Here is a 21,174-nt window from a genome sequence, read left to right as displayed (position 1 = left end):
TCATCCCATCATTGATTGAGCGTCTGCATCAGGCAGACGCTCCGGCATGAGATTACGGCGTGACTCCTTTTTTTAAAAGGATATTTCCGTACTTAGCACGCTCTCCTGTGATAACGATCGCAAAGGCTTTTTGCGCCCGGTCGTAGAAGGCAAAGCGGTCAATCCGCACGATATCCGGGCAGGGGGCCTGCGCCGATAGCGCCTGCCGATAGCACTGTTCCACCGTCGGGTCCAGCGCATCGCCTTCGACGGCGGCCATCATCACCAGCGGCGGCGCGTAGCTGTCTAACTCGAACAGCGGGATAATCGCCTGCAGCAGATCGCTGACCCGCAGGCCATCGGCGCGGATCACCTGTGGCCCCATGCTGTGCGCCGGGAAATGGGCATCGGAAAAAATGATTTCATCCCCATGGCCCATTTCGGCCAGCACTTTCAGCAGCTCCGGCGATATCAGCGGGGAAATGGTTTTGAGCATCTCAGGCTTCCTCTGTTAATTCAGGTTCAGTTTGCGGCCAAAAATAGCGGTAGCGGTACGCGACCTGCGCTCTGGCCTGTTCCGGCGAAGAGAACTCGCCCACGCCATACCAGCCAAACATCGCCGCGCCGGCCACCGTGGTTTCGGCATCATCGAGAACTTTGATCGGTATTCCAAGCCGGTCGGCCTTGATCTGGTTCCACAGCGCGTTGCGGCTGCCGCCGCCCACCAGCAGCAGCTCTTTCGCCCTGAAGCGGCCGATGTTTTCCAGGGTTTGCAGATGCTGCGCCAGCTGGTCGCTTAACCCCTCCAGCGCGGCGCGGTAAAAATGGCCGCGGGTGGTGTTGAGCGTGACGCCCTGCCAGCCGGCGTGCTGGCTGGCGAGCAGGTCGCACTGCATCCTGACGCCCTGGGCGCCGGGCGGGATCGCCTGCGCTTCGGCAATCAGCGTCTGCCACGGCGTGTCAGCGCTCCACAACAGCTTGCGCACCCATTCGAGCACGCCGGAGGCCAGCCACTGCATTCCCGGGTTATAGCGGCCCGGCTGGCTGTCCAGCTCGCAGGTGGAGCCGCTGTAGTCGCAGAGCAGCGAAGTGTCGACCTGGGCGCTGCGCACCATCAGGATCTCCCAGGTCCCGGAGGAGAGCACCGGCTCATCCTGCCCGGCGCCGGCGCCAAACAGAGCGAACTGGGTGTCATGCCCGGCCGAGATAACCGGGATCCCGACGGGAAGGCCCAGCAGCGCAGCGGCCTCCGGCAGCAGGGCGCCGATCGGCTGGCCTGCTTCAACCAGCCGCGGGAACAGGCGGCGCGGCAGGCCGGTCGCCTGCAGGATTGGCGCGCTGAAATCGCGCTGCCGGAGATCGAGCATCTGGCTGGTGCCCGCCATGGTGAGGTCGGTGGTGAACTCCCCGGTCAGCCGATGGTTGATCAGCGACGAAATAAACAGCCAGGCATGGGCCTGCGCCAGCAGCTGCGGGTGGCACTCTTTCAGCCAGATCAGCTTATACAGGGTGTTGAACGCAAACGCGCCGACGCCGGCAATCTGCTGCAGCTGGTGTGCTGGCATATACTGGCTGATATTCTCCATCACCGCCGCGGTGCGCGGGCATTTCCAGCTGATGATCGGATACAGCAGGGCACCCTGCTCATCCACCAGCGCGCCATCGACGCCAAAGGTCGTGACGGTGATGCCGCGCACCGTGCAGGAGGCCAGCTGGTCATGGATCTGCCGACAGCAGTCGGCAAAGCGCTGCATAATGGCCTCCAGCGACCACTGGTGCCAGTCGCTGTTCTCCGCCGCGATGTCGCTGGCGTTCGCCGTTGCGGCGCGGGCGATAATGTTTCCCTGTCGGTCAACGGCCATCGCCCGCACGTTGGTGGCGCCGCAGTCGAGGACCAGGATAACGTCTTGCTTCATAGTGACTCCCGAAACAACATCGCCGGATGGCGCGGCGCTTATCCGGCCTACAGACCGCGCGCATCTGTAGGCCCGGTAAGCCTGCGCCACCGGGCGAAACCAACCTGTTAACGCTTATACAGCGGCCCGTAGTTCTGGCAGGCGCGGTAGTCCTGGCCCTCGATATCCATGCCATGCGCAGCCCAGGCGGAGGGGCGGTAGATTTTCGCCGCTTCCACGTTGTGCATGCAGACCGGAATGCGCAGCATGGCGGCGAGGGTAATGAAATCCGCGCCAACGTGGCCGATGGTCAGCACGCCGTGGTTGGCGCCCCAGTTAGCCATCACCGAGTACACATCGCTGAACGGACCCTTGCCGGTCAGGCGTGGGGCAAACCAGGTGGTGGGCCAGGTGGAGTTGGTACGGGCGTCGAGCTGGTCGTGCATCGTTTTGGGCAGCGCCACGCTCCAGCCTTCGGCAATTTGCAGCACCGGCCCCAGGCCTTTGATGATGTTTACCCGGGTCATGGTGAACGGTACGCCGCCTTCGGTCAGGAAGCGGGAAGAGAAGCCGCCGCCGCGGAAGTATTCGTGGATCGCCGGGCACCATTCGGTCGCCGCGAGGCAGGCATCCGCCTCGTTCTGCTCAATCTCCCAGTGAGGTTTCATCGTCGGGTTGCCCTGCGCGTCGCGCTGCTGGCAGGAGCCGTCCAGCGCCGCAGAGCCGGAGTTAATCAGGTGAATGATGCCGTGCTCCGCCCGCCCGGTGAGCGGCTGCCCGGTGACCCGCTCAACGGCGTCCGGCGACCAGTAGGTGCGCACGTCGGCAAACACCTGGGCGGTGCCGGTGAGCTGATGACCCATCAGCATGGCCACGCCGTTGAGGCTGTCGTTTTCGGTAGCGACGACAAATGGCTCGCGCACCCCGTTCCAGTCAAAAGAGCTGTTGAGCAGCGCTTCAGCGGTATCGCCATTGGGGTATTGATCGGTCCAGTGGCGCTGACCCTGGAAACCGGCGGCGATGGCGTTGTAGCCCAGCGACTCCTCCACCAGTCCTTTTTCCGCCAGCTTCGGGTTGCCCTGCATCATGTCGCGGATGCACATCGCCATCAGCAGGCTCTCTTTCAGCACCGCGCGGCTCTGCGCCTCATTGCGCTTATACTGCTCGGCGTTCTGATCTTCGCCGTAGCGGAAGTGTTTATCCGCCCACGCCAGCGCCATTTCCAGCTCGGTTTCATCATAGATTTTGTGATCGATTCGCCGGCGCAGCTCCGTCATGTCGACAGCCTGGACCTTCATGCCGAGCCAGGACTCAAAAAAGTTATGGTCGACGATGGAGCCGGCGATGCCCATTGAGACGCCGCCCAGCGACAGATAGCTTTTCCCTTTCATACTGGCGACGGCCAGGCCGGCGCGCGCGAAGCGCAACAGTTTTTCTTCGACATCCGCCGGGATCGAGGTGTCATCGGCATCCTGCACGTCATGTCCGTAGATGGAGAACGCCGGGATCCCTTTCTGGCTATGGGCCGCCAGGGCGGCGGCCAGATAGACCGCCCCCGGACGTTCGGTGCCGTTAAAGCCCCAGATGGCCTTCGGGCGCAGCGGATCCATGTCGATGGTTTCGCTGCCGTAGCACCAGCAGGGGGTGACGGTGATGGTGACGCCGACGTTCTGGCTGCTGAATTTCTCTTCACAGGCGGCCGACTCGGCCATGCCGGCGATGCAGGTATCGGCAATCACGCACTCCACCTGGGCGCCGCAGGCGTGGCGCAGTTTCTCGCTGATAAGCGCGGCGGTGGCTTTCGCCATGTTCATGGTTTGCGCTTCCAGCGACTCGCGGACCCCCATGCGACGACCATCGATTACCGGGCGGATACCGATCTTCGGTAAGCTGATTTTTTTCATTACAGATCCCTCAGGTTATGCGGATAAAAGGTTTAGTTCGTCGCCGCTTGTGAACGGAAACGGGCAAAAATAAAGATGATGGCGAAGCACAGCGCCGGGACCAGTTCGGCGGTCGGGATATTGCCGGCGGCGTCGCTGACAAAGCCCATCACCGGGGTGACGATCCCGCCGCCGATAATGGTCATGACGATAAAGGACGAGCCATATTTGGTGTCCTGGCCCAGATGCTTAATCCCCAGCGAGAAGATGGTCGGGTACTGAATGGACATAAAGGCGCTGCACAGGGTCAGGGCCAGCAGACCGACGTGGCCGCCGCTGAAGGCGGAGAGCAAACAGAGCAGCATGGCGATAAACGCATAGATAGCGAGCACGTTATGCGGCGCAAAGCGGCGGATAAGCCAGGTGCCGGTGAAACGGCCAATAAAGAAGCAGACCATGGTGGCGGTCAGGTAGTTGGCGGCGAAACCGGCCGTCATGCCCGGGATCTCTTCGATAGCGTAGCGAATCAGGTAGCTCCAGCAGGCGGTTTGCGCGCCGACGTAGCAGAACTGGGCCAGCACCGCCCAGCGCCAGTGACGGATGCGCATCAGGCGCGTCAGCGAGGCGAGGAAGGTGCTCTGCGCGCTGTCGCTGTGGTCATCGCTCTGCAGGGAGGGGAAGCGGGTACAGACGATCAGCAGGGCAACCAGCAGGACGATGGCCACGATAATCATATAGGGGGTTTGTACCGACAGGACCAGGCTGTGCTTCCAGGCGCTGAGCTGTTCTGGCGTCATTTTATCCAGCACATCCTGCGGCTGATGCGGGACGTTAGACAAAATAAGACTCTGGCCAAATACCACGGCAATAATGGCGCCAAATGAGTTAAAGGTCTGGGCCAGATTAAGGCGGAAGTGACCGCCGCTTTCCGGACCGAGAACGGTCACAAACGGGTTGGCCGCCGTTTCCAGGCAGCCAAGCCCGGCGGCGATAATAAATAATCCAATCAGGAATAAAGTGTAGTTCATCACTTCGGCGGCAGGCCAGAACAGCGCGGCGCCGCAGGCATATAAAAACAGACCCGTAAGAATGCCTGCTTTATAGCTGAATTTTTTCATCAGCATCCCGGCGGGGATGGGAATAATAAAATAGCCAAAATAAAAGGCCGACTGAATTAATCCGGCCTGGAAATTAGTCAGGGTAAAGGCCTGTTGAAATTGCGGTAATAAAATATCATTCAGATTATTAGCCACCGCCCACAGAAAAAAGAGGGAGCACAGCAGAGCAAAAGGAATAATGTAGCTCTTACTCTGCCCGCTCTCCATGGCGCGGTAACTTTGCGTTGGTATCGTTGTGTTTCCCATAGCGTCCTCATCAGTTCAGAAGCATTTACAACAGCATTCAGGGCGCAGTCTGGTGCTGCAGCAGACCGCAAAATTAAGTGAGCTCAGGTGACGCGCCGGTGAGTGAAATGAAAGTCACGGCGGAACTCATGACTTCATTTTCAAATAAAAACCGCCTGTTAATATGATGATGGTCACACTTAACGCGCTGCGGGCCATTTTATGTGATAATTGTCACTTTAATTTTTCAAAAACGCTGACCGTTTGAGAAAATAAATTCACAAAACCACAACGCTAATGACCGAATGAATGTATATCGTGGAAAACGGGCAAATGTTACAAAGAAATAAAATGCCCGCTTGATGAAATATTATTAAGAACGGGCATTTTAAACACTCTCTTAATGGGCATGGTTGCTTTATTCATGGCGGAATTATTGACGCGGTTCACAAAATATAGTCATGAAAATTCCCCTTTGATTATTCAGGTTGATGATGAAGACCATTATTCACCCTATCCCACGGTAGCCGACGATATTTCTGTTGCCCTGCCGTTGACGGATGATGAGTCACCACAAGAGGAACGCAATGGAAAGAAACAGACTGGCCCGGCAGATTATCGATACCTGCCTGGAAATGACCCGCCTGGGGTTAAATCAGGGGACCGCCGGCAATGTCAGCGTGCGCTATCAGGGAGGAATGTTGATCACCCCCACCGGTATCCCGTATGAAAAGCTGACGGAAGACAAGATCGTCTTTATTGATGCCGACGGCCAGCATGAGCAGGGAAAACTGCCCTCCAGCGAATGGCGTTTTCATCAGGCGGCCTACCAGACGCGGCCCGATGCCCAGGCGGTGGTCCACAATCACGCTGTCCATTGTACGGCGGTGTCGATCCTCAACCGGCCCATCCCGGCCATCCACTATATGATCGCCGCGGCCGGCGGGAATTCGATCCCCTGCGCGCCCTATGCCACCTTCGGCACCCGCGAGCTGTCTGAGCATGTCGCGGTAGCGCTGAAGCACCGCAAAGCCACGCTGCTGCAGCATCATGGCCTGATCGCCTGCGAGGCCAGCCTGGAGAAAGCGCTCTGGCTGGCGCATGAAGTGGAAGTCCTGGCCCAGCTCTACCTCAGCACCCTGGCGATTATCGACCCGGTACCGGTGCTGGATGACGAGGCGATCGCCATCGTGCTGGAGAAGTTCAAAACCTACGGATTACGTATTGAAGAGTGATGCCGCAACGCTAACAGGAGAGACGCGATGGCAAACCGAATGATCCTCAACGAAACGGCGTGGTTTGGCCGGGGGGCGATAAACGCATTAACCGATGAAGTAGCGCGGCGCGGCTATCGCAAAGCATTGATCGTCACCGACAGCACCCTCGCCCGCTGCGGCGTGGCGGCGAAAGTCACCGACAAACTGGATGCCGCCGGGCTGGCATGGGATATGTTCAGCGACGTGATCCCAAACCCGACCATTGCCGTGGTCCAGCAGGGGCTGCAGACCTTTCAGCGCAGCGGGGCGGATTACCTGATCGCCATCGGCGGCGGTTCGCCGCAGGATACCTGTAAGGCGATCGGTATTATTCAGCGTAACCCGGAATTCGCCGATGTCCGTAGCCTCGAGGGGCTGTCGCCCACCCGTCAGCCCAGCGTGCCGATCTTCGCGGTGCCGACCACCGCGGGTACCGCGGCGGAGGTGACGATTAACTATGTCATCACCGATGAAGAACAGCGGCGTAAGTTCGTCTGCGTCGATCCGCATGATATCCCGCAGGTGGCCTTTATCGATGCCGATATGATGGACGCCATGCCGCCGGCGCTGAAGGCGGCCACCGGCGTGGACGCCCTGACGCACGCTATCGAAGGATATCTCACCCGCGGCGCCTGGGCTTTGACTGATGCGCTGCACCTCAAGGCCGTCGAGATCATTGCCGGGGCGCTGCGCGGCTCGGTTGCCGGGGATGCCGGCGCGGGCGAAGCCATGGCGCTCGGCCAGTACGTCGCGGGGATGGGATTTTCCAACGTCGGGCTCGGGCTGGTGCACGGCATGGCGCATCCGCTCGGCGCTTTTTACAACACGCCGCACGGCGTGGCGAATGCCATCCTTTTGCCGCACGTGATGCGCTTTAATGCTGAGGCGACGGGGGAAAAATATCGCGATATCGCCCGGGCGATGGGCGTCAGGGTGGAAGCGTTAAGCCTGACTGCCGCGCGCCAGGCGGCAGTGGAGGCGGTCTGCCAGCTAAACCGCGATGTCGGTATTCCCGGCCATCTGCGCGAGGTGGGCGTCAGGAAAGAGGATATTCCGGCGCTGGCGCAGGCGGCGCTGGAGGATGTGTGTACCGGCGGTAACCCGCGTGAGGCGAGCCTGGCCGATATCGTCGGGTTATATCAGGCGGCCTGGTGATTGCCTGGCCCGGGTAAAGCAGGCAGTGCCGGAGGCAGTTACCCTGCACCGGCGCACCTCTTAACGATAGTTAGCGCGTCAGCCGCAGCTGCTGCAGATTGCCATCCAGCTGGAGGTCGGTCTGCAGGCGGGCCACTTCCCGGCAGGTGAAGGCCATCTCCTGATGCGCGGCCAGCTTTTTGCGCCACTTCTCCGGGACCTCGGCCAGACGGGCGTACAGCCCCTCCAGGTCCTGAAACTCGTTCAACAGCTGGGCGGCGCTTTTGGGTCCAATGCCCGCCACGCCCGGCACCTTCGAGCTGCTGATCCCCGCCAGCCCCCAGTAATCCGCCAGTTGCTCTGGGGTGACGCCGAACTCGCTGGCGATAAAGGGCGCGTCCAGCCAGCGCTTCTGAAAGTAGTCGCGGATGCGGATGGTGGGCGACAGCAGCTGACAGTAGCCTTTGTCAGTGGAGACGATGGTGGCCTGATGACCCGCCTGAGCCACCTTCACCGCCAGAGTGGCGGCGAGGTCGTCCGCTTCGCTGCCCGGCGAGGCCCAGCAGCGGATCCCCCGCTGTTCGAAGGCGGCCCGCAGCGCTGGCATCTCGGCCACCAGCGTCTCCGGCATCGGCGCGCGGCCGGCTTTGTACTCTGGCAGGCGCTGGTGGCGCCAGCCGTGGGCACGATCCTCATCATCGAACACCGCCACCGCGTGGGTGGGCTGACTGTGGACGATCAGCTGCTCCAGCGCATGCAGGCAGGTATCGACGCAGGGCGAACCCTGCACCGCATGGATGCGGCGGATCAGATTTAACGCGTCGACGATTAACAGATGAACAGCCACAGATACCCCCTTATTCTCAGCGTCTTTAGGGTAACATCGCCATCGGATCGAGGCTATCTGCGCCTGAACAATCAGGAAGATAACGCGCAAATTTCGCTAACTGACCGCCATCAGCGGGCTGATGACGCCCGGCGCGGGTTCGCCGTACCACACCGCTTCGCGCACCGGGACCGGTTTGGCGATAAGCCCGAGGGCGTAAAAGCGATCGGCGATGGTCTGCTGGGCGCGGATCACCGACAGATCCATCGGCCGCGGGCGATGGCTGCGGCGGGCGAGGGCCATGCTCAGCGACCGGGCGTCAATCCCCAGCTCTGCCGAGAGTAAGCGGGCCGCTTCGCCACGATGCGAGTCGATAAACTGCCCGGTGTGGGTCAGCTCCGTCAACAGACGGCGCATGATATCGCCATGCTGAGCGAGGTAGTCCCGTCGCGAAAGATAAAACTGATGGTTGTTGACTCGACCTTCGCCGCTGGCGACCACCCGCAGCTCGCCGGTGTGTTCGGCGTCGCTGAGCAGCGGGTCCCACATCATCCAGGCGTCAACCGCCAGGTAGTCGCTGGCGGTCAGCGGATATTTCGGCGGGGTATAGACCACCCGCACGTCGTTCAGACCCAGGCCGGCGTCCTCGAGGATCTGCAGCAGCAGCCAGTGGACATTCGACCCTTTATTGAGGGCGATGCGTTTACCGCGCAGATCGCTGAGCTGGCGAATGTCGCTCTCCTGCGGGACGACCATCGCCACGCTGCGCGGCGCCGGCGGCTCCCACGCCACGTACATCAGTTCGCTATTGCTGGCCTGGGCAAACACCGGCGGCGCTTCTCCGGTGGTGCCGAAGTCGATCTCGTTGCAGGCGAGGGCGTGGAGGAGCTGCGGTCCGGCAGGAAACTCACTCCACAGCACGTTGACGCCGAGGCTGGCGAAGGCGGTTTCCAGACTCTGACGGGCTTTCAGGATCCCGAGGCTGCCGAAGCGCTGGTAGCCAATGCGCAGTTCGCGATCGGCCCCGGCTGCGTTGGCGAACGCCCGCGGCGGTGCAGGCGGGCGGCGGCGGCTTTTGATCAGCCCGAGGTTAGCGAGCTGGGTGCGCAAGGTATGCCGGCTGATCCCCAACAGCGCGGCCGCCTGGCTCTGGTTATCGTCGCAATGCGCCATGGCGTGGCGAATCAGGGCGCTGGTCACTCGCTGCCACAGCGGCTCGCCGGGAAGCGCCAGCTGGTGGCGAATAAAGTCGTCCAGTTCATGATCGCTCGCCGGCGCCGGGGCGTCGTTGAGCGTCGCCAGGCGCAGCTGGGCAGGACTGATCTCCTCTTCTTTACTGAGGAGCACCGCGTTGTGCAGGGTGTTTTCCAGCTCGCGAATATTGCCCGGCCACGAATAGTCCATCAGCCGGGCCAGTGATTCCGGCGCCAGACGCAGGGTTGGCCGCCCGAGGCGCCGGGCATAGAGTGATAAAAAGTGGTGCGCCAGCAGCGGGATATCCTGCCGACGCTGGCGCAGCGGCGGCAGCGGCACCACCGCGATATTCAGTCGATAGTAGAGATCCTCGCGAAAGCGGCGCTCGCGGATCGCCTGGGCCAGGTCGACGTGGGTGGCGGCAATCACCCGGACATTCACTTTAATCGCTTTGCGTGAGCCGACGCGGGTAATTTCACGCTCCTGCAGCACTCGCAGCAGCTTGACCTGCAGCGGCAGGCTTAATTCGCCGATCTCGTCCAACAGCAGCGTCCCCCCTTCCGCGGCTTCAAACCAGCCGGGCTGTCCCTGCTGCGCGCCGGTGAAGGCGCCTTTCTCATGGCCAAACAGTTCGGCTTCGGCGAGGCTCTCGGTCAGCGCGCCGCAGTTAACGGCCAGAAACGGTTGCTGGCGACGGGCGCTGTGATGATGGAGATAGCGGGCCACCACCTCCTTGCCGGTGCCGGTTTCGCCCACGATCAGCACGGTCGCCTCCGTTGGCGCGAGCTTGTCCAGCAGGCTCTGGAAGGCCTTCGACGCCGGGTCGATCAGCGCGGGAGCGGTGGAAGGGGATTCTGGGTTCAGCATAGCGGGCCTCCGATCGTTGACGCTCTGAACTTATCCTGCGGCGGCCGCAGAAACCAGAGGGGGAAGGCCCGCGGCTGTTGCAAATGCGCCAGCGGATGCGCGGCGGCTGCGCGATTTGCAACAGCGTGGCGCGGCGAAGCTGTTTTCAGTGCCTTGATTTTAAAAGATTAATTTTTTATTCACCATTGGCATGATTATCGCTAACACCCATATAACCAAATTAAAACATCTCTTCGATAAATATCGGATATGGTTATATAGGAAATAGATAATGACGCAGCAAGCTCCCGACAAGATCAATGTCTTCTGGTTCTTACCTACCCATGGCGATGGCCGTTATCTGGGTACCACCGAGGGTGGACGCCCGGTCGATTTACCTTATCTGCAGCAGGTGGCGTTGGCGGCCGACAGTCTGGGCTACTACGGCGTGCTGATCCCCACCGGTAAAAGCTGTGAAGATTCGTGGCTGGTGGCCTCGGCGCTGGCGCCGTTGACCCGCCGTCTGCGCTATCTGGTGGCGGTCAGGCCGGGCCTGCAGCCGCCAACCCTGGCGGCACGGATGGCGGCCACCCTCGACCGTTTATCGGAAGGTCGGCTGCTGATCAACGTCGTTACCGGCGGCGACCCGGTGGAAAACAAAGGCGACGGTATCTTCCTCAGCCACAGCGAGCGCTATCAGGTGACCCGCGAATTTCTTGATGTTTACACCCGCCTGCTTCGCGGGGAAAAAGTGGACTATCACGGCGAGCATATTCACGTGGAAGGCGCTGAAGTGCTGTTCCCGCCGGTACAGGAGAATGGCCCGCCGCTCTATTTCGGCGGCTCTTCTGATGCGGCCATTGATGTGGCGGCCGAGCAGATCGACAGCTATCTGACGTGGGGCGAACCCCCGGAACTGGTGGCGGAGAAGCTGGCGGTGGTGCGCGAGCGCGCCGCGGCCCGCGGACGCACCCTGCAGTACGGCATTCGTCTGCACGTCATTGTGCGCGAAACGGAAGAAGAGGCATGGGCCGCCGCCGACCGGCTGATCGCCCATCTTGACGACGATACCATTGCCCAGGCGCAAAAGATCTTCGCCCGCATGGACTCGGCCGGCCAGGCGCGGATGAGCGCCCTGCATCAGGGGTCGCGCGATAATCTGCGCATTGCGCCCAATCTGTGGGCCGGCGTCGGACTGGTGCGCGGCGGCGCGGGTACCGCGCTGGTAGGTAATCCGCAGCAGGTAGCGGAACGCATCCGCGAATATCAGGCGCTCGGCATCAGCAACTTTATCTTCTCCGGCTACCCACATCTGGAAGAAGCGCACCGCTTTGCTGAGCTGGTGATGCCTCTGTTGCCGCTGGAAAACGCGGCCTCGTCGAAGGCGCGTAGCGTGAACACCGGTCCGTTTGGCGAAACCATCGGCGGCGATAAGCGCCCGGTGCGCCAGGTTAGCGCCAGCTGATGGCCCGGAGCGCGACCATGAGACAGCATACCGGAGGAGGGCAGCGATGAGTGCAGAACCGCATATCGTGATTATCGGCGGCGGCTTTAGCGGCGCGGCGGTGGCGATTGAGCTGCTGCGCCTGGCGCCGAACGGGGTGCGCGTGACACTGCTGGAGCCGCGCCAGTCCCCCGGGGCAGGGGTGGCCTACTCCACTGCGGAGCCGACGCACCGGATTAACGTCCCGGCCGCTCGCATGCAGCTGGCCGGCGACGAAGAGGGCGCCTTCGATCATTGGTACCGCCATCAGCCTGCCTTTGCCGTCGATGTGCAGGCGCTGCGCCCGGACGGTTCCGTCTACCCTCAGCGCGGCCAGTTTGGTCGCTATGTGGCGCAGCGTTTTGCCGACGCCGTGGCGTCCAGCGGCGGACGGCTTCGCCACCTGCGCGATCGGGCGCTCGCTTTTCATCAGGGGACGGTGACCACCGACGGCGGCCTGCAGCTTAAGGCCGATCTGCTGGTGCTGGCGATCAGTCATCCACCGCCTTCGCTGCCGCCGCAGGCCGAAGCCTGGCGTCATCATCCGGCGCTGATTGCCAACCCGTGGCAGCCCGGCGCGCTCGATGCCATCGCCCCGCACGCCCGGGTGGCGGTGATGGGCACCGGATTAACCATGGCCGATACGGTCGCGACGCTGGACCGGCTGGGCCACCGCGGCAGTATCGTCGCCTTTTCGCGCCATGGCCTGCTGTCGCGCGGCAACCTTAGCGGCGCGGGGACAACCTGGCCCGGCGACTATCAGCAGGGCAACCTGCGTCAGCGCCTGCGTCAGATCCGCCTCGACGTCGCGTATGCGGCGCAGCAGGGCCTGAGCTGGCAGGTGGTGCTGGATGCGGTTCGTCAGCAGGGGCAGCGGATCTGGCAGGCGCTCAGCGTCGCCGATCGCCAGCGTTTTCTGCGCCATCTGCGCCATTACTGGGATGTCCACCGCTACCGCGTGGCGCCGCAGGTCGCCGAGGTGCTGGAGGCGCGCCAGCGCACGGGCAGTCTGCAGGTGCAGGCGGCCAGGCTACTGTCGATAAGCGGTGAAGGCGAAACGCTGCGTCTGACGCTGGCGCGGCGCGGCGGCGGTGTGCAGACCCTGAGCGTCGATCATCTGATCCTGACCACCGGACCCGCACACCGCGCCCTGACCGACAGCCAGCCATTTTTACAGGACCTCGCCCGCCGCGGCCTGATTCGCGCCGATGCCCTCGGCATGGGCCTGGAGGTGGACAGCCGTTCCCGGGCAGTGGCTGAGCCGCACGTTGAGGCGCCGCCGGTGCTGGTGGCCGGTCCGGCCGCCCGCGGGCGTTTTGGCGAACTGATGGGCCTGCCGCAGGTAGCCGACCATGCCGCTGACGTGGCGGCGCAAGCGTTACTCACGCTCGGGATCCCGCAGGACTCCCGATGTCCTGCGTACTGAATACCTCCCTTTATTTTCCCTGATTCATTTTGCCGCGTGCGCCCCGGCGACGGGCCGCGCTATGGAGATAGCTATGTCATCACAACGTGAAATTCGTCTTAACGCTTTCGATATGAACTGCGTCGGCCATCAGTCGCCGGGCCTGTGGGCGCATCCCCGGGATCGCTCCTGGCAGTATAAAGATCTGGAGTACTGGGTGGATCTGGCGCGGCTGCTGGAGCGCGGCAAGTTCGACGGGCTGTTTATCGCCGACGTGCTGGGGATCTATGACGTACTGAACGGCAGCGGCGACGCGGCGATCCGCCAGGCGACGCAGGTTCCGGTCAACGATCCGCTGGCACTGATCACCCCGATGGCGCTGGTGACGGAGCATCTGGGCTTCGGCCTGACCGCCTCGCTGTCGTTTGAGCATCCTTACCCCTTCGCTCGTCGTCTGTCGACGCTCGATCATCTGACCAAAGGGCGGGTGGGCTGGAATATCGTCACCTCCTATCTGGAGAGCGGGGCGCGCAATATCGGCCAGCAGACTCAGACCGATCATGACACCCGCTATGACTATGCCGATGAGTATTTGCAGGTGATCTACAAACTGCTGGAGGGAAGCTGGGAGGACGGGGCGGTGCTGCGCGACAGAGAGCGGAAGATCTTCAGCGATCCGCGGAAAATCCATCCCATTAACCATCAGGGACAGTTCTTTTCCGTGCCGGGGATCCACCTCTGCGAGCCATCCCCGCAGCGCACGCCGGTGCTGTATCAGGCGGGGGCGTCCAGCCGCGGCAAACAGTTCGCCGCCGGCCATGCCGAATGCGTCTTCGTCGCAGCGCCGTCGAAGGTGCTGCTGAAGAAGACGGTGGCGGATATTCGCCGCCGGGCAGTTGAGGCGGGGCGCGATCCGCACAGCATCCTGATCTTCAACCTGCAGACGGTGATTGTCGGCGACACCGACCGCGAGGCGCAGGCGAAGTGGCAGGAATATAAGCAGTACGTCAGCTATGAAGGCGCGCTGGCGCTGCTCTCCGGCTGGACGGGGATCGATTTCGGCCAGTATCAGCCGGATCAGGTGCTGAAGTATCTGCACACCAACGCCATTCAGTCGGCGGTGGAGGCCTTTTCGACCGCTGATCCGAACCGCCAGTGGACGGTGCAGGCCCTGGCCGATTGGGCGGGGATCGGCGGCTTCGGTCCGCTGGTGGTTGGCAGCGCGCAAACCGTGGCGGACGAACTGCAGTCCTGGGTCGAAGAGACGGACGTCGATGGCTTTAACCTCGCCTATGCCGTCACTCACGAAACCTTCCGCGACGTCGTCGAGCTGCTGGTGCCTGAGCTGCAAAAGCGCGGCGTCTTTAAGCAGGAGTACCGCGAGGGGACCCTGCGCGAAAAACTGTTCGGCGCCGGCCCGCGTCTGGCCGCGCCTCACCCGGGCGCCAGCTACCGCCGCGATGCGCGCACGGCGGCATCGGTAGAGGAGAAGGTGACATGATCGCTATCGATGACCTGCATAAAAGTTACCGCACGGCGGATGGCCGGCTCAGCGCGGTGCTGAAAGGGCTGTCGCTGCAGGTGCCTGAGCGCTCCATCACCGCGGTGGTGGGGCCGAGCGGCGCCGGTAAATCAACCCTGGCGCGCTGCATCAGCCTGCTGGAGCAACCGGACAGCGGCAGCATTCGTATCAATGGCCAGGATCTGTCGGCGCTGTCCGGCGAGGCGCTGCGCCGGGAACGGCGGGCGATTGGCACCGTTTTCCAGTCTTCGGCGCTGTTGAGCCGCAGGACCGCCTGGGAGAATGTCGCCCTACCGCTGGCGTGGCTGGGTGTGGTGGATCGCGATATCAAGGCTCGGGTTGGCGAGCTGCTGGAGAGCGTCGGCCTGAGCCACAAAGCGGATGCCTGGCCGGCCCAGCTCTCAGGCGGCCAGCGCCAGCGGATCGGCATTGCCCGCGCGCTGGCGCTGCGCCCGTCCGTTCTGCTGGCGGATGAAGCCACCTCCGGCCTCGATCCTCAGGCCACGGCCTCGGTGCTGGCTCTGCTCAAGCGGCTGCGTGACGAGTACCAGCTGGCGATCGTCCTGATCACCCATGAAATGGACGCGGTGCGCACGGCGGCGGATGCGGTGGCGGAGATCCGCGACGGGACGATCGTCCAGTACGGGCGGATCGAAGATCTGCTGGCGCGCCCCGATTCTCTGCTCGGCCAGCAGCTGTTGCCGCTGACGCCGGCGGCAGCGACCCACAGCGATCTGCTGCTGCGTCTGAGCTACCGCTGGGATGTGCCGGTGGCCACCGACTGGATCAGCCGCCTGAGCCAGCAGTGGGCGCTGCAGATCGATCTCCTTGGCGGTCACGTCGAGGTGATCAATGGTCGGCTGGCCGGTCGCCTGCAGGCCGGAGTGCGCTTTCAGGGCGAACGCCTGTCGCCCGCGCGACTGCAGGGCCTGCTGGCGCAGCTCGGCATAACGGCGGAGATCCTCGACAGCGCGCCGTTGCTCAGGGAGGCGGTATGAAACCGACAGTCATCAGTCAGGATACCCCCTGGGGCGAAATCCCTTCGCTGCTGCTCCCCGCCTATGGCGAAACCTGGCTGATGGTGGCCATTGTGATGCTGTTTGTCGTCACGCTGGGGGGGCTGGTGGGGGTGGTGTTGTTTAACGCCTCGCCGCGGGGCTTATTTCCGCACGCGCTGCTGTACCGCCTGCTGAACTGGGTGGTCAATATGGGACGTTCGCTGCCGTTTCTGGTGCTGATGGCCGCTATTATCCCGTTCACTTACTGGCTGACCGGCACCACGATTGGCATCCCCGCCGCGGTAGTGCCGATGATCGCCGCCGGCGTCCCGTTCTTTGGCCGTCTGGTGGAGAACGCGCTGCGCGAGTTGCCGGCGGAGGTCACCGCAGTGGGTGTCGTCTGCGGCGGGTCGCGCTGGCAAATCATTGCCAGCGCGCAGCTCAGTGAAGCTTTGCCCGCGCTGGTGGCGGCGGTGACGCTAAACCTGGTCTCGATGATTGAGTATTCGGCTATCGCCGGGACCATCGGCGCCGGCGGCATCGGCTACCTGGCCGTGGTGTACGGCTATCAGCGCTTCGACAACCACATCATGATCGCGACGATCGTTGCCCTGATCGCCACGATCCAGTTGATTCAATTTTTGGGTGACCGTCTGGTCAACCGTTTACGCCACACGCAGGGGAACCTTGTATGACAACAGAGCAATTTGAGTTACGTAAAGCGCGGCGCTGGCCCTGGCTGGCGGCGCTGGCGGTGATTATCCTGCTCGCCATCGCCTTCTGGTGGTGGCGGGGACATACCCAAAGCCAGCAGGTGGTCTTCGGCAGCACGTTAAAAATTCACTACGAGCCGGCGATGGCCGGCGAGCAGCGGATCATTGAGTATATTAATCAGCATATTGCGCCCGATTACGGTCTGAAACTGGAGGCGGTGGGGGTGCAGGATCCGGTCCAGGCTGACCGCGCGGTAGCGGAAGGACAGTATGCCGGGACGATCTATCAGCATCAGTGGTGGCTTAAACAGGTGGTGGACGCTAACGGCTTTGCGCTGTCGACCACGGTGCCGGTGTTCCAGTGGGCGTTTGGCATCTATTCCGACCGCTACTCGTCGGTACAGGCGTTGCCCAACGGCGCGACCATTGTCGTGCCTGACGATGGCGCCAATCAGGGGCAGGCCCTGTGGCTGCTCCAGCGCATTGGGTTGATCTCGCTCGACCCGGCGGTGGAGCCGCGTACGGCGAAGCTGAAAAATATTGTCGGTAACCCGCATCAGTTTGTCTTTAAAGAGCTGGATCTGCTGACCATGCCGCGGGCGTTAAATTCGGTGGATGCCGCCATCGGCTATGTCTCGCAATTTGACGCCGGGAAAGTGCCGCGTGAGAAAGGCATATTATTCCCGCCGGCGCCGCGCACCTTTGCTTCGCAATTAGTGATTGGTACACCGTATTTATCGCAGGAAAATATCGTCAAATTAAAACAGGCTTTTTCTGACCCGCGGATCCAGACGTGGTTACAAACCACCGATGACCCGCTGGTAAAAGACGTATTAGTTCCAGTGTCCGCGGAATAAGCGTCCTGCACGACGTCTATTTTCGTTGTTATTTATTTCCCTTGAGGATGCGCGAAAGCGCGTCCTTTTTGTGCTGGTAATATTTATTAACTTATTGATTATATTGATTTTTATAGAATGATTTGTTGTTTTGATTCTCGTCGCGCGCGGTCTATAACCGCTGATGACCTGCACAAAATAATAAGGTGAAAAAATGAGTACATTACCAGTGGATAATCCCGGTATCGCTTCGGTACCGGTCAGTAGCGTCGGGGATGTGGCGCGGCTAATTAATTCCGGCAAGGAACAAGCGAAATATGCGCGGATGATTGTCTTCCTCGCGCTGGGGGGCGTTTTTCTCGACGCATATGACTTAACCACGCTCTCCTACGGTATTGATGACGTTGTACGTGAATTTCAGCTCTCACCGCTGCTGACCGGCCTGGTGACTTCGTCCATTATGGTCGGGACTATCGTCGGCAATATTATCGGCGGCTGGCTGACCGATAAATATGGTCGCTATTCGGTTTTTATGGCCGATATGTTCTTTTTCGTGATTTCGGCTATCGCCGCCGGGCTGGCGCCGAACGTCTGGGTGTTGATTGGCGCCCGCTTCCTGATGGGCATCGGCGTTGGCATCGACCTGCCGGTAGCGATGTCCTATCTGGCCGAGTTTTCCCGCTTTGCCGGCAAAGGCAACAAAGCGGCTCGCCTCGCGGCGTGGTGCCCGATGTGGTACGCCGCCTCAACCGTCTGCTTTCTCATTATCTTCGGCCTCTATTTCCTGCTGCCGCAGGAGCATCTTGACTGGCTGTGGCGCGCCTCCCTGCTGTTCGGCGCCGTGCCGGCACTGCTGATTATTGCCGTCCGCAGTCGATTTATGAATGAATCCCCGCTGTGGGCGGCGAACCAGGGCGATCTGACCTCTGCAGTGCGTATTTTACGCGACTCCTGGGGGATCCATGCCCATGAGGTCCCGGCGGCGAAGCCCGCGCCCGCGCCGAAAGTGAGCTTCCGCGTGCTGTTCGAAAAACCCTACCGCGAGCGGACTATCGTCGCCGGGGTGATGAATATCTGTATCTCCTTCGAGTACACGGCGATTGCCTTTTTCCTGCCGTCAATTCTTGCCCAGTTCCTCGGGGCTGGCGTCTTCGAAACTATTTCGGCATCGCTGGGGCTGAACGCCCTGTTTGCTTTTACCGGCGGGCTGCTCGGTATGCATCTGGCGTGGAAATATCCTTCGCGTCATGTGGCGATAGCCGGCTTCGCCCTGCAGTTTGTGGCGCTGATTGTGCTGGCGCTGGTGGGGCAACCGCACGCGACGGCAGGTATCGTGCTGGCTATCGCGATGCTGGGGCTGTGGCTGTTCGCCGAAGGGTTTGGCCCGGGGGCGCAGCTGATGATCTACCCGGCGCTCTCCTATCCTACTGCCATTCGCGCCACTGGGGTCGGTTTCAGCCGGGCGCTCTCCGGGATCGGCAGCGCGCTGGCGTTGTTTATTCTGCCGCTGCTGCAGGCCTCCCTCGGCACGCAGATGTTCTGGGTGGTCTCGCTTGCCGCCATTATTCCCATTTTCTTCCTGCTGGCGGTCCGTCATGAACCGACGCGAGAAGATATCGACGCACTCCATGAATAAGGAACTGACAATGACCCTGCTCTCCACTGGCACCGATTATGACGCGCTGGCGGCCGCCTTCCGCCCGATATTCACCCGTATCGCCCAGGGCGCTGCGGAGCGCGAACAGCAGCGCATTCTGCCCGATGAGCCGATCCGCTGGCTGAAAGAAGCGGGCTTCGGCACGCTGCGTATCCCGCGCGAGAAGGGCGGCTGGGGCGCTTCGCTGCCGCAGCTCAGCGCGCTGCTGATCGAGCTGGCGCAAGCGGACTCTAACCTGCCGCAGGCCCTGCGTGCGCACTTTGCCTTTGTGGAAGATCAGCTGAATCAGCCGGATTCCGCCGGGCGCGACCGCTGGTTTCGTCGCTTCCTCGACGGTGAGCTGGTGGGCAGCGGCTGGACCGAGATCGGCGCGGTTAAGCTGGGAGAGGTGAACACCAGAGTGACGCCGACAGAGGGCGGCTGGCGACTCGACGGCGAGAAGTTTTACAGCACCGGCGCGCTGTACGCCGACTGGATCGATGTGTTTGCCCGACGCAGTGATACCGCCGGCGATGTGATAGCCCTGGTCAGCACCCAGCAGACCGGCGTGGCGCGGGAAGATGACTGGGATGGCTTTGGCCAGCGGCTGACCGGCAGCGGGACCACCCGCTTTACCGGCGCTCGGGTGGAAACCGAACATGTCTATGATTTTGCCCAGCGCTTTCGCTATCAGACCGCCTTCTACCAGCATGTGCTGCTGGCGACCCTCGCGGGCATTGGCCTGGCGGTTGAGCGGGATGCCGCGCAGGGCGTCAAACATCGCTCCCGGATGTACAGCCACGGCAACGCCGCCGTGCCGCGCGATGACGCTCAGGTTCTGCAGGTCGTTGGGCAGATCAGCAGCTGGGCATGGGCGACCCGGGCCGCGGTCCTGCAGGCCGCGGAATCGCTGCAGCAGGCCTATGTGGCGCACGTCAGCGACGACGAAGCATTGATTGCCCGGCGTAACCAGCTGGCGGAAGTGGAAGCAGCGCAGGCGCAGGTGATCGCCAGCGACTGGATCCCGCGGGCGGCGACGGAGCTGTTTAATGCCCTCGGGGCGTCGGATACGCGAACTCGCCTTGCGCTGGATCGCCACTGGCGCAATGCGCGGACGGTCGCCTCGCATAATCCGGTGATTTATAAGGCACGTAATATCGGTAACTGGCTGGTGAACGGTGAAGCGCCCACCTTTATCTGGCAGATAGGCAATGGTGAGAAAACGGCGGGGTAAGCCTGTCGGCGACGGGAGGCGCAGTGCTTCCCGTCGTCAGGAAAATCAAGGTTTATCCAGCGACCAGGTGGCGCTGCGCACGTCGACTTTCACCGGCAGCAGGCCGATGCGCGTAAAGGTATCCGCCAGCGCCTGCTGTTCGTTATACACCGCCGGGGTCATGCGTTCGGCACCGTAGGGCAGGCGGGCCAGGGTCTTCAGCCAGATGGCTTTATCCAGTCCGGTTGAGGTCGACAGCAGCCCGGCGGCCTCGTCCTGATGGCTGTTCGCCCACGCGCTGAGTTTACCCAGTTCATCCACCACCTGCTTTGCTGTCTCCGGGTAGGTATCTGCAAACTTGCGGCTGGCGAGATAGAAGGTGTAGTGCGGCACCAGCCCCTCGGCATTGCGGATCTGTCGGGCTTTCGCGTTGGTTTCCACTTCTGCGAGGAACGGATCCCAGATCACCCACGCATCAATCGCCCCGCGCTGGAAAGCGGCGCGGGCATCCGCCGGCGGCAGATAGACCGGGGTGATGTCTTTATAGCTGAGGCCCGCTTTTTCCAGTGCGGCAACCAGCAGGTAGTTGACGTCAGACCCCTTGTTCAACCCCACGCGCTTGCCCTTCAGGTCGGCCACGCTGTGGATTGCCGACTGTTCAGGCACCACAATCGCTTCCGTTTTCGGGTTAGCGGGGGAATGGGCAAGGTAGACCAGATCGGCTTGCGCCGCCTGGGCAAAGGCCGGAGGCGCATCGCCGGTCGCGGCCAGATCGATACTACCGACGTTCAGCCCCTCCAGCATTTGCGGTCCGGCGGGGAATTCGACCCAGCGTACGGCAATACCCTGTTTTTTCAGGCTCTCATCCAGCGTGCCGCGATACTTCAGCAGCGCGAAGATATTCGCCTTTTGATAGCCGATGTTGACGGTTTCCGGCGCTTTGGCCAGCGCGGAGGTAGAGAGGGCGGCGAGGACCAGCAGCCAGGCAGGGCGGAATCGGTTGGACATTGTC

18 protein-coding genes are annotated in these 21,174 nt (G+C 61.9%); 11 read left to right on the top strand and 7 right to left on the bottom strand.

Annotation, left to right across the window (positions count from 1 at the left end; genetic code table 11):
• Positions 1 to 52: 52 nt before the first annotated feature.
• The 4 genes from fucU to fucP form a co-directional block, all read right to left on the bottom strand.
• Positions 53 to 475 (bottom strand): L-fucose mutarotase, encoded by a 423-nt coding sequence (fucU, locus tag N438_RS11050; protein WP_012540710.1) that lies wholly within the window; start codon positions 473 to 475, stop codon positions 53 to 55.
• A 1-nt stretch (position 476) separates the two neighbouring features.
• A complete protein-coding gene (gene fucK, locus N438_RS11045; RefSeq protein ID WP_016161733.1) occupies positions 477 to 1,895 on the bottom strand; it encodes an L-fuculokinase in 1,419 nt (472 codons plus the stop codon).
• 107 nt (positions 1,896 to 2,002) lie between these two features.
• Positions 2,003 to 3,778: an L-fucose isomerase gene (gene fucI / locus N438_RS11040; protein ID WP_116696293.1), complete on the bottom strand. Its 1,776-nt coding sequence runs from the start codon at positions 3,776 to 3,778 to the stop codon at positions 2,003 to 2,005.
• 32 nt (positions 3,779 to 3,810) lie between these two features.
• Complete coding sequence (fucP, locus tag N438_RS11035; protein ID WP_008806271.1) at positions 3,811 to 5,121, bottom strand: L-fucose:H+ symporter permease; 1,311 nt, start codon at positions 5,119 to 5,121, stop codon at positions 3,811 to 3,813.
• Positions 5,122 to 5,687: 566 nt separating this feature from the next.
• Here fucP and fucA point away from each other — a divergent pair.
• Together fucA and fucO are read left to right on the top strand one after the other, a co-directional pair.
• Positions 5,688 to 6,335: an L-fuculose-phosphate aldolase gene (gene fucA, locus N438_RS11030; protein WP_008806270.1), complete on the top strand. Its 648-nt coding sequence runs from the start codon at positions 5,688 to 5,690 to the stop codon at positions 6,333 to 6,335.
• 27 nt (positions 6,336 to 6,362) lie between these two features.
• The gene (gene fucO, locus N438_RS11025; RefSeq protein WP_094917287.1) at positions 6,363 to 7,511 is read left to right on the top strand and encodes a lactaldehyde reductase; all 1,149 of its coding nucleotides are present in this window, start codon (positions 6,363 to 6,365) and stop codon (positions 7,509 to 7,511) included.
• Between the two features lie 70 nt (positions 7,512 to 7,581).
• Here fucO and xni read toward each other — a convergent pair whose 3' ends face one another.
• Positions 7,582 to 8,337: a flap endonuclease Xni gene (gene xni, locus N438_RS11020; RefSeq protein WP_004142871.1), complete on the bottom strand. Its 756-nt coding sequence runs from the start codon at positions 8,335 to 8,337 to the stop codon at positions 7,582 to 7,584.
• A 96-nt stretch (positions 8,338 to 8,433) separates the two neighbouring features.
• Positions 8,434 to 10,377: a sigma-54-dependent Fis family transcriptional regulator gene (locus tag N438_RS11015; RefSeq protein WP_008806268.1), complete on the bottom strand. Its 1,944-nt coding sequence runs from the start codon at positions 10,375 to 10,377 to the stop codon at positions 8,434 to 8,436.
• Positions 10,378 to 10,454: 77 nt separating this feature from the next.
• Between N438_RS11015 and N438_RS27960 the strand changes: the two genes are divergently transcribed.
• The 9 genes from N438_RS27960 (at position 10,455) to N438_RS10970 (ending at position 20,183) form a co-directional block, all read left to right on the top strand.
• Positions 10,455 to 10,571: a hypothetical protein gene (locus N438_RS27960; RefSeq protein ID WP_165818798.1), complete on the top strand. Its 117-nt coding sequence runs from the start codon at positions 10,455 to 10,457 to the stop codon at positions 10,569 to 10,571.
• A 77-nt stretch (positions 10,572 to 10,648) separates the two neighbouring features.
• Entirely contained in the window at positions 10,649 to 11,821 is a 1,173-nt protein-coding gene (ssuD, locus tag N438_RS11010) for an FMNH2-dependent alkanesulfonate monooxygenase (protein WP_022065017.1), read from the top strand.
• A gap of 46 nt (positions 11,822 to 11,867) precedes the next feature.
• Positions 11,868 to 13,265 carry an FAD-dependent oxidoreductase gene (locus N438_RS11005; RefSeq protein WP_040968836.1) on the top strand — a complete coding sequence of 466 codons (1,398 nt, stop codon included), beginning with the start codon at positions 11,868 to 11,870 and terminating at the stop codon, positions 13,263 to 13,265.
• A gap of 73 nt (positions 13,266 to 13,338) precedes the next feature.
• Positions 13,339 to 14,745 carry an LLM class flavin-dependent oxidoreductase gene (locus N438_RS11000; protein ID WP_012540717.1) on the top strand — a complete coding sequence of 469 codons (1,407 nt, stop codon included), beginning with the start codon at positions 13,339 to 13,341 and terminating at the stop codon, positions 14,743 to 14,745.
• Positions 14,742 to 15,764 (top strand): ATP-binding cassette domain-containing protein, encoded by a 1,023-nt coding sequence (locus N438_RS10995; protein WP_116696292.1) that lies wholly within the window; start codon positions 14,742 to 14,744, stop codon positions 15,762 to 15,764. The genes N438_RS11000 and N438_RS10995 overlap by 4 nt, the downstream gene beginning before the upstream one ends.
• Complete coding sequence (locus N438_RS10990) at positions 15,761 to 16,459, top strand: methionine ABC transporter permease (RefSeq protein WP_008806263.1); 699 nt, start codon at positions 15,761 to 15,763, stop codon at positions 16,457 to 16,459. Before N438_RS10995 ends, N438_RS10990 begins: the two co-directional genes overlap by 4 nt.
• Positions 16,456 to 17,334 (top strand): MetQ/NlpA family ABC transporter substrate-binding protein, encoded by an 879-nt coding sequence (locus N438_RS10985; RefSeq protein WP_008806262.1) that lies wholly within the window; start codon positions 16,456 to 16,458, stop codon positions 17,332 to 17,334. The genes N438_RS10990 and N438_RS10985 overlap by 4 nt, the downstream gene beginning before the upstream one ends.
• Positions 17,335 to 17,527: 193 nt before the next feature.
• Entirely contained in the window at positions 17,528 to 18,949 is a 1,422-nt protein-coding gene (locus tag N438_RS10975; protein ID WP_004151071.1) for an MFS transporter, read from the top strand.
• A gap of 10 nt (positions 18,950 to 18,959) precedes the next feature.
• Positions 18,960 to 20,183: an acyl-CoA dehydrogenase family protein gene (locus N438_RS10970; RefSeq protein WP_016161727.1), complete on the top strand. Its 1,224-nt coding sequence runs from the start codon at positions 18,960 to 18,962 to the stop codon at positions 20,181 to 20,183.
• A 45-nt stretch (positions 20,184 to 20,228) separates the two neighbouring features.
• On the opposite strand, the gene N438_RS10965 is transcribed toward N438_RS10970, so the two are convergent.
• Positions 20,229 to 21,170 (bottom strand): aliphatic sulfonate ABC transporter substrate-binding protein, encoded by a 942-nt coding sequence (locus tag N438_RS10965; protein ID WP_002915261.1) that lies wholly within the window; start codon positions 21,168 to 21,170, stop codon positions 20,229 to 20,231.
• Positions 21,171 to 21,174 lie beyond the last annotated feature (4 nt).

This window comes from Klebsiella sp. GL120222-02 (assembly GCF_003097195.1).
Taxonomy (GTDB): domain Bacteria; phylum Pseudomonadota; class Gammaproteobacteria; order Enterobacterales; family Enterobacteriaceae; genus Klebsiella; species Klebsiella variicola.
Note: the sequence above shows the minus strand (reverse complement) of the source record. Positions and strands in the feature narration are given on the sequence as shown.

Coding starts and splice junctions, on each gene's coding strand:
- fucU (WP_012540710.1), bottom strand. CDS start 475: ATGCTCAAAACCATTTCCCCGCTGATATCGCCGGAGCTGCTGAAAGTG.
- fucK (WP_016161733.1), bottom strand. CDS start 1,895: ATGAAGCAAGACGTTATCCTGGTCCTCGACTGCGGCGCCACCAACGTG.
- fucI (WP_116696293.1), bottom strand. CDS start 3,778: ATGAAAAAAATCAGCTTACCGAAGATCGGTATCCGCCCGGTAATCGAT.
- fucP (WP_008806271.1), bottom strand. CDS start 5,121: ATGGGAAACACAACGATACCAACGCAAAGTTACCGCGCCATGGAGAGC.
- fucA (WP_008806270.1), top strand. CDS start 5,688: ATGGAAAGAAACAGACTGGCCCGGCAGATTATCGATACCTGCCTGGAA.
- fucO (WP_094917287.1), top strand. CDS start 6,363: ATGGCAAACCGAATGATCCTCAACGAAACGGCGTGGTTTGGCCGGGGG.
- N438_RS11015 (WP_008806268.1), bottom strand. CDS start 10,377: ATGCTGAACCCAGAATCCCCTTCCACCGCTCCCGCGCTGATCGACCCG.
- ssuD (WP_022065017.1), top strand. CDS start 10,649: ATGACGCAGCAAGCTCCCGACAAGATCAATGTCTTCTGGTTCTTACCT.
- N438_RS11005 (WP_040968836.1), top strand. CDS start 11,868: ATGAGTGCAGAACCGCATATCGTGATTATCGGCGGCGGCTTTAGCGGC.
- N438_RS11000 (WP_012540717.1), top strand. CDS start 13,339: ATGTCATCACAACGTGAAATTCGTCTTAACGCTTTCGATATGAACTGC.
- N438_RS10995 (WP_116696292.1), top strand. CDS start 14,742: ATGATCGCTATCGATGACCTGCATAAAAGTTACCGCACGGCGGATGGC.
- N438_RS10990 (WP_008806263.1), top strand. CDS start 15,761: ATGAAACCGACAGTCATCAGTCAGGATACCCCCTGGGGCGAAATCCCT.
- N438_RS10985 (WP_008806262.1), top strand. CDS start 16,456: ATGACAACAGAGCAATTTGAGTTACGTAAAGCGCGGCGCTGGCCCTGG.
- N438_RS10975 (WP_004151071.1), top strand. CDS start 17,528: ATGAGTACATTACCAGTGGATAATCCCGGTATCGCTTCGGTACCGGTC.
- N438_RS10970 (WP_016161727.1), top strand. CDS start 18,960: ATGACCCTGCTCTCCACTGGCACCGATTATGACGCGCTGGCGGCCGCC.
- N438_RS10965 (WP_002915261.1), bottom strand. CDS start 21,170: ATGTCCAACCGATTCCGCCCTGCCTGGCTGCTGGTCCTCGCCGCCCTC.